10 protein-coding genes are annotated in these 10,357 nt (G+C 67.0%); 9 read left to right on the top strand and 1 reads right to left on the bottom strand.

The features are described 5' to 3' along the window. Window positions 1-41: 41 nt before the first annotated feature. The 4 genes from E1285_RS02585 to E1285_RS02570 all read left to right on the top strand — a co-directional run bounded on the left by E1285_RS02585 (window position 42) and on the right by E1285_RS02570 (window position 4,676). Entirely contained in the window at window positions 42-1,352 is a 1,311-nt protein-coding gene (locus tag E1285_RS02585) for a salicylate synthase (protein ID WP_243722496.1), read from the top strand. Window positions 1,353-1,914: 562 nt separating this feature from the next. Next, window positions 1,915-2,439, top strand: coding sequence for a peptidase inhibitor family I36 protein (locus E1285_RS02580; RefSeq protein ID WP_132147561.1), 525 nt, complete (start codon window positions 1,915-1,917; stop codon window positions 2,437-2,439). A 9-nt stretch (window positions 2,440-2,448) separates the two neighbouring features. After that, window positions 2,449-3,735, top strand: a complete 1,287-nt coding sequence (locus E1285_RS02575; protein WP_132147558.1) for a hypothetical protein — start codon at window positions 2,449-2,451, stop codon at window positions 3,733-3,735. A gap of 98 nt (window positions 3,736-3,833) precedes the next feature. Then, window positions 3,834-4,676 (top strand): hypothetical protein, encoded by an 843-nt coding sequence (locus E1285_RS02570; protein WP_132147555.1) that lies wholly within the window; start codon window positions 3,834-3,836, stop codon window positions 4,674-4,676. Between the two features lie 51 nt (window positions 4,677-4,727). Here E1285_RS02570 and E1285_RS02565 read toward each other — a convergent pair whose 3' ends face one another. Continuing rightward, a complete protein-coding gene (locus E1285_RS02565) occupies window positions 4,728-5,093 on the bottom strand; it encodes a YciI family protein (RefSeq protein ID WP_132147552.1) in 366 nt (121 codons plus the stop codon). A 248-nt stretch (window positions 5,094-5,341) separates the two neighbouring features. Here E1285_RS02565 and E1285_RS02560 point away from each other — a divergent pair, with 248 nt between their 5' ends. The 5 genes from E1285_RS02560 to E1285_RS02540 all read left to right on the top strand — a co-directional run bounded on the left by E1285_RS02560 (window position 5,342) and on the right by E1285_RS02540 (window position 10,322). Further along, window positions 5,342-6,541, top strand: coding sequence for an FAD-dependent oxidoreductase (locus E1285_RS02560; protein ID WP_132147549.1), 1,200 nt, complete (start codon window positions 5,342-5,344; stop codon window positions 6,539-6,541). 17 nt (window positions 6,542-6,558) lie between these two features. Next, window positions 6,559-7,506, top strand: coding sequence for a sigma-70 family RNA polymerase sigma factor (locus E1285_RS02555; RefSeq protein WP_132147546.1), 948 nt, complete (start codon window positions 6,559-6,561; stop codon window positions 7,504-7,506). Window positions 7,507-7,635: 129 nt separating this feature from the next. Continuing rightward, complete coding sequence (locus E1285_RS02550; RefSeq protein ID WP_132147543.1) at window positions 7,636-8,016, top strand: hypothetical protein; 381 nt, start codon at window positions 7,636-7,638, stop codon at window positions 8,014-8,016. A 630-nt stretch (window positions 8,017-8,646) separates the two neighbouring features. Further along, window positions 8,647-9,462: a hypothetical protein gene (locus tag E1285_RS02545; RefSeq protein ID WP_132147540.1), complete on the top strand. Its 816-nt coding sequence runs from the start codon at window positions 8,647-8,649 to the stop codon at window positions 9,460-9,462. Window positions 9,463-9,950: 488 nt separating this feature from the next. After that, window positions 9,951-10,322, top strand: coding sequence for a YciI family protein (locus tag E1285_RS02540; protein ID WP_132147537.1), 372 nt, complete (start codon window positions 9,951-9,953; stop codon window positions 10,320-10,322). Window positions 10,323-10,357 lie beyond the last annotated feature (35 nt).

The following is a 10,357-nucleotide window of genomic DNA, read 5'->3' as shown; positions in this document are numbered from 1 at the left end:
AGTTTGCGACCTTTCATCCCCGCATAAGGGAGTTGGCTGCCTTGTCCTCTGGTCTGCGCACCGATGCCGAACCCGCCGAGCTGGTGGTCGAGAGCACCACGGACCCCCTCGGGCTCATGGCCAGGCTGGCCGGATCCGGGCTGTTCGACGACTACGTCGTCTACGAGGGTTCCGGCCGGTGGACGTTCGCAGGCGGCACGCTCGCCGAGGTCGTCCTGGACGCCGATGCCGTCCACACCCACTGGCCGGACCGCCCCCCGATCAGCCGGACCTGGACGGGAAGGCCCGCCGACGCGCTCCGCGACACGTTCGCCGAAGCGCCGTTCCCCACCTGGAACGCCTACGGCTGGATAGCGTTCGAGTTCGCCGCGCCCCGCCCCTCCGGACGCCTCGCGCACCTGATCGTCCCCCGCACCGAAGTCCGGGTCGAAGACGGCCGCGCCACCGTCACCGGAATCGACACGGCCGAGACAGAACACGTCGCCAAGCTGCTGACCAGCGCCGACACACCACCCGTGGCCGCAGCATCCCCGGTAGACGTCCGGGTCGACGGCGACCCCTACCGCGCACAGGTCGCCCAAGCCATAGCGGAGATCAACGCGGGCCATTACCAAAAGGTCATTGTCTCCCGCCGGCTGGACATCTCTTACCCCGTCGACATCGTGTCGACCTACGTCCGGGGCCGCCGCGCGAACACCCCCGCACGCTCGTTCCTCCTCGACCTCGGCGGCTTCCAGGCCACCGGATTCAGCCCCGAAGTCCTCGCGAGCGTCGACGCCTCGGGCCGCGTCATGACGCAACCCCTCGCCGGCACCCGCGCGTTCGGCCTCGGCACCGCCGACGACGCCCGCACCCGCCGCGACCTTGAGACCGACCCCAAGGAGATCTACGAGCACGCCGTCTCCGTCCGCACCTCCCAGGACGAGCTGTACCGCGTCTGCGCCCCCGGAACCGTCCAGGTCACCGACTTCATGACGGTGAAGGAGCGAGGCAGCGTCCAGCACCTCGGCTCAAGCGTCAGCGGCGCCCTGGCCCCCGGCCGCACCTCATGGGACGCCCTGGACGCCCTGTTCCCCGGCGTCACCGCGTCCGGCATCCCGAAACCCGAGGCGATCGAGGCCATAACCCGCCTGGAAGAACGCCGCGGCCTCTACTCGGGCGCCGTCATCACCGTCTCCCACGACGGCGCACTCGACTCGGCCCTAGTCCTCCGCGCCCTCTACAACGAGAACGACCGAGCCTGGCTCCGCGCCGGCGCCGGCATAGTCAGCGCCTCGACCCCCGACCGCGAATACGAGGAAACCTGCGAAAAACTCTCCAGCATCGCCCCCCACGTCGTCCCGCTCACGTAGACGAGGACGGCGAGCAGGTGCCAGGCCCGATCGTCCCCGCAGACGGCGCGCCCCTCGTCCGCGACGACCACGTGCAGCCCTCGGAAGGACCAACCGGGCCTTACGTCCGCCGGCGGCGGCTTTGAGGCCGCCGCCGTTCAGCGGGCCCTCCTCGATGAGCGGTGACCCCGTCTTTCAGGATTCCCCTTGAACACCCGGCTACCTGCGTGAACGTTACCGACGCCCTCTGGTGGTGTGGGCTGCGTTACCGGCAGGCCAACCTGTCAATGGCCATGGAAATCGGTGCAAGCGGCTTCGGTGATCCGGCGCGGATGCTGTTGATGCGCGTGGGCGCCGTGAGGCATGAGGTGAAAGCGGTCCGACTCCTGTCCCCTGCTGTTAGTTGACATCGGTGTGTGGCCTGATCTTGCCTGCGCAGGCCAGAGCGAAGGTAAATCTTCCTTTACCTTCATTACTCCTTGTTGACGGGGGAGTCGATCTACGGTCAAGGCGCGAAGATCACTCCGCCACCCTGTTCGATTCAAATGGATCGAGCCGGGTGTCCCCCATCAGGAGGAGACGCATGAGAATCCCCCACCTCACCCGGGCCGTCACCACCGTCGTGGCCGTCGTGGCCACCACCGCTACGGTGCTGGCCGCGCCCGCACATGCCGCCACCGGCGGCGCGCAGGCGGACGTGCAGCGGCAGGTCGACCAGGTCGTGGCCGGGCATCCGGGTGCCCAGCAGACCGGGTCGGGAACCGTCAGATTCGCCGACGGCGTCGAACTGACCATCCCCGCCGCCGGCTCCACCGCCGGCGTGTGCGACGCGGGAGCGTACTGCTTCTTCCAGTGGGACGACTACGAGGGGCGCAAGCTCACCTTCAGGGACTGCGGCCCCACCGGCCTGTGGCAGTACCTCACCGACTACGGGTTCGGCAACTACACCACCTCCTGGCAGAACTACACCGACCACACCGTCGTGGTGTACGACCAGGCCACCGCGCCGCCCACGCATCTGTGGACCGAGAACCCCGGCGCGGAATCCACCTACGTCGGCCCGTCCGTCGACAACAAGGCCGACAGCTTCCAGACCTATTGCGGCTGAGGAGCTTCGATGAGATTCGCGCAGGCGCGCAACACCACCGTGGTGGCCGTCGCGGTCACCTGCCTGGCGCTGGTGCTGTCGGCGTTCACCCCCGGCCCCCCGTCGTCCGGCACCCCTGGCCAGCAGAAGGTCCATCCGCGCGTACAGGAATGGGCCGATGGGCTGCCGAACGCCAAGCAGGAGCCGGGACCGAAGAAGTGCACCACCAAGCAGGATGAGAAGGGGCAGGAGACCACGCTCTGCCTGGAGAAGGTGGACCCAGAGGAGGCGCCGCCTCTTCCGCCGATGCCCAGGACCGCCGATCCGGTTCCACCGAGTATGTGCTACGTCAAGCCGGGGCAGGTCAACTATGACCGGTTCAACGCGTGCCAGCAGAGCACGCTCAAGGTAACTGTCAATAGCGGTTCAGGTGAACTCGGGGGGTATGTCTGGTGGGGGGTATGGGAGACCCTCGACGCCAAGAGCCGGTCGTGGAAGATGAATTTCGGGATCAGGCCCTACGAATGGGATGCACTCCTGATCCACGCAGACCCTGTCGCGGCCGTCGCCACGCAGTGCACCGGAAACTGCGACACTCCCGACCCGGAACAGAAGAACCTCGGAGTGAACAATGAATACCTCTACTTCGGCGAACAGGACGTCGCGTCTCCAGGCGACGGGATCAATTACTCCAACCCCTGGGTTGGACTAGCCCTGCAATTCGACGAGGACGTGGTCAACTGGCCTCACTTCGTCTCCTGGGACGATCTCACGACGCCCATCAACATCCGCTGCGACAGCGAGTCCTACATCGGCAGCAACGGCGGCTGCGTCCACTACATGGGACATTCCGCCATCCCCATCTACAACATCGACTACAACGGCCCCTATGCCGAGGTCGCCAAGAACGCGCTATATGGAATGACCGTCCAGGATCCCGTTTACCATTACGGCAACATCCAGTACGGCAACCCGCTGACCCGCGCTGCCCCGCGTGACATCCCTCCGCATCGCAATTCGATCTGCACCAAGAGTATCAAGGCGAAGGCGACGGCGTTGGGGTTGACCTGTGACGAGTGGCCTTACGCGGCCAGCGAGCAGGGCGGTAGCGGAAACCCGCGGTTCTCCTGCGCGTTCGTGCCAGGAGACCAGAACTCAAACCAGGGTAGCGACCTGACCAACCACTTCTTCGTCCCCAATCGGATCCTGCCCGCAGACGATGAAGCTGACCCATACGTTCCCGGAGATGCCTTCTGGGTGTGGGTGACCAACGCGCCGGCGAATCCGCCACCGGTCAAGCAATGCAACACCTACTGATGGCCCCGAAACCGGGCCGGAGGTGATCCGTGACGGCCAGGAAACCATGCCACATCGGTATCCTGGCCGTCCGTCTCCCACTTCGAAAGGATTGCCGCATGACTGCTACCGGTCGAACCTGGCCCGTGACCCTCACCAAATCCCAGGCAGAGGACATTGCCATGGTCGTCGGCGAAGAGGCGATCATCGAAGCCGAGAAGGGCGACCCCCGCAACGTCGTCGACGCCTGCACGGCGGTCAGCGAATTCATCAGATCGCAACCTCGGGAGGGCGACCAGGTCGAGGTCGCTTTGACTGCCGGGTGGTGGGACATCGCCGTCGCGGCACTCGACCAATCTGTCTTCTACGCCCTGCACAGAGGTGACCTCGATGAGGCCGACTCCCCGGCCCGGGTTCGTGACGCGGTGCTCGCACAGGTGGCCGAGCATCTGCCCGCCCGTCCCCGGCAAGAGGCCACCGCGCGGCACAGTCTGATCGTTGAGAACGCGTATGGGTACATCCTCTTTCAGCCTTCACGGCGTGGCCGGTACCGCTTCAAGTCGATCGACGCGTCGATGCTGCATGACTACGGCACGCCCAGTATCAGCACCGTCCTCAATGGCGCGGCGGCCGTAGTCCAAGTACGCACTAGGGAAGTGAATCTCCAGGTCCAGGTTCTGCCCGCAGCGCCCGAACTCGACCGTGCCGCATGGGAGTCGATCGCCGAGATCACCCAACTATGGGCCAGTTTCCCCTACCCCGAACTGGTTCTGGCCGTCCCCGGCCAGGAGGGGACGGTGCTGTGGGATTTGACGACGGAGTTGTGGCCGCACGTCACCTACCGCATGCGGCTGAGCCTCAACGCCTCCGGCCGCGCCGCAGAAGACCACCTGCTGCAGATGTGGCCGGACCACACCACACCGCCCACCGTGCACAAGGCCGCGCACAAGCCGGACCGATAAGCGGGTTCCCTCCCGAGGGACACCAACTCGACTCCGGCGCGCCTCCTATGGCTACTCCGGCACCTCCTGCAGGGCCCGCACCTCGACTCGGGCACCCAGCGCCTGCGCGCCCTGCTTCGCCCACTCGATCGCCGCTTCCTCGTGCTCGGCCTCGATGACCCAGAACCCGCCGAGGTACTCCGCGGCCTCGACGAACGGGCCGTCGTTGACGACCGGGGTATCGCCGGTGCCGTCCACGGTCTTGGCGGTCGAAGGCGGCTGGAGCCCGCCGGCGGCCACCAGGGCCCCCCGCTCCTGAAGGTCGGAGAGGAACTTACCGGCCTTCGCCATCATCTCCTCAAGCTCGGCGGGGTCCATGCTCGCCATCGTCGGCTCTTCTTCGGAGTCGTGCGGCAGGCTCAGGAAATACTGGGGCATCGGTGCCTCCTCAGGTCGGACTGCCACGGAACGTGGTTGCAGGCAACGCTTACACCGAAGTGGGCCACGCCAAGGCACGGAACTCATCGGCACGCCGGGAAATCTTCTCAAGGCGAGACACTGGGCGGCCGGTTCGACGGGCGAGGCTTCGCCGCTCTGTGACCTATGCCACAACCAGTTCCTGTCAGGAATCGGGACGCTGCCCCGCTCAGGTCACAAAGGGCAGAACGAACCGATAGGAGCAGGACGTGAAGCACCGCATCGTCGTCCTCGGTTCCGGCTATGCCGGGGCCTACGTGGCCGGGAACCTCGCCCGCCGAATGTCCCCGGCCGACATCGAGATCACCGTGGTCAACGCCGTGCCGGACTTCGTCCAGCGGCAGCGGCTGAACCAGCTGGCGGCCGGCCGGGAGATCGAGGCTCCGAAGCTCACCGACGTCTTCGCGGGCACGGGGATACGGCTGCGCCTGGCCCGTGTCACCGCCGTCGACCCTGAACGCCGGGTCGTCGCCGTGGCCGACGCCGACGGTGGCGGCGAGGTCGGCTACGACACGCTCGTCTACGCGCTCGGCAGCCACGTCGCCGGCCAGAGCGTCCCCGGGGTGGCCGAGCACGCCTTCGACGTCGCCGGCCGGCCCTCGGCGCTGCGCCTGCGCGAGCACCTGGACAGACGGGGCGAGGGCGGGAGGGTACTGGTCGTCGGCGACGGGTTCACCGGCATCGAGACCGCCACCGAGATCGCCGAATCCCGGCCCGGCGTGTCGGTGGCGCTGCTCGCCCGTGGCGAGCTGGGCGCCCGGCTCTCCGCCGGAGCCCGCGGTCACCTGCGCCGCGCCTGCGACCGGCTGGGCGTGGCCGTCCTGGAGCACACCACCGTCGAAGCCGTCGAGGCCACGCGGGTGCGGTGCGCCGACGGCACCGTCCTGGCGTCCGACGCGACCGTGTGGACGGCCGGGTTCGCGGTCAGCCCCATCGCCGCCGGCGGCGGTCTCACGGTCACCGAGGACGGTCAGGTCATCGTCGATCGCACCATGCGGTCGGTATCGCACCCGGACATCTACGCCGTCGGCGACAGCGTCCACATCCTCGGAGACAACGGTCGGCCGCTGCCGATGAACTGCGGTTCGGCCGGGTACACCAGCCGGCAGGCCATCGAGGCGATCGTGGGACGCCTGACCGGCCGCGAGATCGCGAATATCAAGCTGCTCTACCGGTACAACGCCATCAGCCTCGGCCGGCGGGACGGGATCCTGCAGCTCATCGACGGTGCGGCGCAGGCAAGGCCGAAGTACATGGGCGGACGGAAGGCCGTGCGGGTCAAGGAGGGCATTCAAAGGGGTGCGTTGTGGGGCACCTCGCACCCGACCTTCTTCCTGCCGAAGCGCAAGCACCGCCTGACCGCCGCACCGGACACGGCCGCCGCGTCCGCTGGAACGTCTGCCACGTAGCCGCCTAGGTTGTCCGCGTGGACCGTACCGCCACCGACCGCTTCGACACCCGTCGGTTCGAGGCCAGCCGGAACCGGCTGGCCTCGCTGGCCTACCGGATGCTGGGCACGGCCGCCGACGCCGAAGACGTCGTCCAGGACGCCTTCCTGCACTGGCAGGGGGCCGACCGGCAGCGGATCGAGGTGCCGGAAGCATGGCTGACCAAGGTCGTCACGAACCTGTGCCTGGACCGGCTCCGCTCGGCACGAGCCCGCCACGAACGCACCGCCGGCGCCTGGATGCCCGAACCGCTCCTGGACGGCGACCCGATGCTCGGACCGGCCGACACCTTCGAGCAGCGTGAATCGGTCTCCCTGGCCGTGCTGACGCTCATGGAGCGCCTGTCACCCCCCGAGCGGGCCGTCTACCTCCTGCGCGAAGCGTTCTCCTACAGCCACGCCGAGATCGCCGAGATCCTCGGCATCACCGAGTCGACGAGCCAGCAGCACCTGCACCGGGCCCGGCGCCGCATCACCGCCTCGCGCCGCCGCGGCGGCGAGGTCGACCCCGCGTCCGCCCGCAGGATCGTCGAGGAGTTCCTCGCCGCCGCCTCCTCGGGCCGCACCGAACGGCTGATGACGCTGCTCACCGACGACGCGACCGCGGTCTCCGACGGCGCCGGCCTGACCGCCAAGCTGCTCCGCTACGACACGCCGCAGGGCATCGCCGCCATCGCACAGGCCGGCTTCAGACCCACGCTCGCGAAACGGCGGCTCGGCGGCACGCCCACCGTCCACTTCGCGCCCGTCAACGGCTCCCCCGCCCTCCTCTTCGTGCTCGGCGACCAGGTCGTCGGCGTCGTGGCGTTCGACATCGCAGGCGGCAAGGTCGCAACCGTGCACGGCATCGCCGCCCGCGCCCGTCTCGCTCGCATCACCGACGCCTGGCTAAACGAACAGGACACGACTCCCATCATCCAGTGGTGACCCTCGCGCCACCCGTACACCACCGGCCGATACCACGACCGGGAGGGTCCTGAGGACTCGGTCCCAGCAGACCCACCGTGGCCAGTGGACATGTTCACCCTCGTCCAGTCGGCCACCAGGACCGGCGACATGCGCCGGGCCGTGATCCGCACCAGGTACGGGAGGCGCGGCAGGGCCGAGGATCCCGAGTACGGCATCAAGAACCTGCTGGTGAAAAACCTTGAGCACCTCACACCCGGCCGATTCGACAAGATCATGAACCGGCTGCACCGGTTCTACGCCTGGTGCGCCGACCACGACGACATCGCCGAACTGGTCACTCTGGCCACCACGGTCTCACTGGCAGGACGAGAGCGTCGCCGCCGTGCTCACCGGCGTCACCAGCGCCCGCTCCGAAGGCCTCAACCGCGTCGCCAAAGCTGGAGGGCCCGCGAACACGGCCCCGGTGAATTCGTGGACCCCACAAAGGTCCTCTGCTGCGACATCGCCGCAGGTCGCGGCTATATCTGACCGGACTCTTGTCAGCCCTACAGAAACCCATGGCACAATCCGGTCAACCACGTGGGCGACACCACGGCTGCGCGGCGACGTTCTCAACCGCTGCCTGGCGTTGGGAATCATGATCTCTATGCGGATGGAACGCAACCATACATAGGGCCTAAGAAGAGGGAGTTGCCGACTGTTATGACGGACAGTCAACCACCACCTACAGATGCCGCTCTAGTTGATCTAGCCCAGAGAATGGCCCGGTTGAATGGCGAACTAAAGCCGACTGACATTACCGTGGTAGATACCACTCGTCGCAAACTGGCGCTGGTTGACCAGTCAACCAGCGGTGCCGACGATCTTATCATCTACAAAGAACCCAGAGACATCTCGGCGCTAGGGGAACCCCGCCGCCTGAAGAGTTGACCTGGTGTCGAGTGATCGCCGCGCTGACACCCACCACGCCTGCACCCCGGATGCGGTGCTGACGATCTGTTCCGACGGCGGGCTCCGGCCCTGCCTACTCGTCGGCCGGTCGTGTCGTCGATGACGATCACCGAGGTATGTCCCGACGCCTCTACTTCGGTTCCCTGACCGTCTTGGCGCACTCCGGAGAGGATTCTCGCATGACGATTTCACGATCGGCCTTGGCCCGTGACCCTCACCATATCCCAGGCCGACAACATCGGTATGGAGAGTTCGGAAGAGGCCGTACTGGCGGCCAAGACAGGCGACCCTCGCAACATCTCCGACGATTGCATGGCGATCGGACAGGCCATCAGATCACAACGTCCTGACGGTAGCGACCGGTTCGGGCTTTCCCTGACTGCTCGGCAGTTGGACCTCACCATCGCAATACTCGACAAGTCTATCTTCAATTGTCTCCGCAACGATGAAGCCGACCTTGCCGACTCTTTCATCCAGACCCGTGACACCGTGCTTGCTCAGGTCGCAGAGCACCTACCCAGCCGTTCCAGACAACAAGCCACTAAACGGCGTTCTCTCGTTCTTGAGGACATGCCCGGGTACCTCCTCTTCCAGCCTGGGCGTCGCCGCCGCTACAGCTGGGCGGGTTCCGCGCCGATCCCCGACGACTTCGGTGCTCCGCGCATCAGCACGTTCGGTCGCGGCAGAGGGGTCATGGTCCAAGTGCGCGCCGACGAGGTGAACCTCGAAGTCCAGGTCCTGCCCGCAGCACCCGAACTCGACCGTGCCCCATGGGAGTCGATCGCCGAGATCACCCAGCACTGGACCAGTCTTCTGTACCCCGAACTGGTTCTGGCCGTCCCCGGCCAGGAAGGAACGGTGCTGTGGGACCTGACGACCGATGTGTGGCCGCACGTCACCTTCCGCATGCGGCTGAGCCTCAACGCCTCTGGCCACGCCGGAGAAGACCACCTGCTGCAGATGTGGCCAGACCACACCACACCGCCCACCGTGCACAAGGCCGCGCACAAGCCGGACCGATAAGCGGGTCCCCTCCCGAGGGACACCAACTCGACTCGGCCCTCGGCCTGCGCGCCCTCCAACGAGAACGAGCGCGCCAGGTACCGGCCCCCGGCGACCTCCCACACGTGAAGGTCGCCGCCGGTGTGCGCCGCGGCAAGGAGCGTCCCGTCGGGGAGAACGCCATCTCCTCGATTTGTCGCCGACATGGGACTCTCTGGACGGTGGCGTCCTGAGCGTCGCTCCGGCGGTGAGGCCGTCCGGGTGACCATCGGTGCCTCCGCGGGTCGGACTGTCACGGACCGTCGTTCCGAGCCACGTAGACGATCTCGCCGGACGCGCCGCCATCGCGATCTCGTAGTAGTGGCGCAGCGTGCGCAGCATCAAAACGGCCGCCCATACCGCGTCTCGAGAAGAATCTTCCGCGTCAACGATGAGTTCGGCACCTTGGCGTGGTCGAAGTTGGTGTATGCAGTTTCAGCAACGACGTTCCGTGACTCGAGGAGGCACCGATGCCCCAGTATTTCCTGAGCCTGCCGCACGACTCCGAAGAAGAGCCGACGATGGCGACCATGGACCCCGCCGAGCTTGAGGAGACGATGGCGAAGGCCGGCAAGTTCCTCTCCGACCTCCAGGAGCGGGGAGCCCTGATGGCCGCCGGCGGGCTCCAGCCGCCCTCGACCGCCAAGACCGTGGACGGCACCGGCGACGCGCCGGTCGTCAACGACGGCCCGTTCGTCGAGGCCGCGGAGTATCTCGGCGGGTTCTGGGTCATCGAGGCCGAGCACGAGGAAGCGGCGCTCGAGTGGGCGAAGCAGGGCGCGGAGGCGCTGGGCGCCCGGATCGAGGTGCGGGCCCTGCAGGAGGTGCCCGAACAGCCCTAGTGATGCGCTGATCCACCGGGGGGCCGGGACCGGAG

Origin of the sequence: Actinomadura sp. 7K507, assembly GCF_004348425.1 — a bacterium.
Lineage (GTDB): Bacteria > Actinomycetota > Actinomycetes > Streptosporangiales > Streptosporangiaceae > Spirillospora.
The sequence above is the reverse complement of the archived record's forward strand: the minus strand, read 5'-3'. Positions and strand labels throughout refer to the sequence as shown.

Coding starts and splice junctions, on each gene's coding strand:
- E1285_RS02565 (WP_132147552.1), bottom strand. CDS start 5,093: ATGCCCCAGTATTTCCTGAGCCTGCCGCACGACTCCGAAGAAGAGCCG.
- E1285_RS02575 (WP_132147558.1), top strand. CDS start 2,449: ATGAGATTCGCGCAGGCGCGCAACACCACCGTGGTGGCCGTCGCGGTC.
- E1285_RS02570 (WP_132147555.1), top strand. CDS start 3,834: ATGACTGCTACCGGTCGAACCTGGCCCGTGACCCTCACCAAATCCCAG.
- E1285_RS02550 (WP_132147543.1), top strand. CDS start 7,636: ATGCGCCGGGCCGTGATCCGCACCAGGTACGGGAGGCGCGGCAGGGCC.
- E1285_RS02580 (WP_132147561.1), top strand. CDS start 1,915: ATGAGAATCCCCCACCTCACCCGGGCCGTCACCACCGTCGTGGCCGTC.
- E1285_RS02540 (WP_132147537.1), top strand. CDS start 9,951: ATGCCCCAGTATTTCCTGAGCCTGCCGCACGACTCCGAAGAAGAGCCG.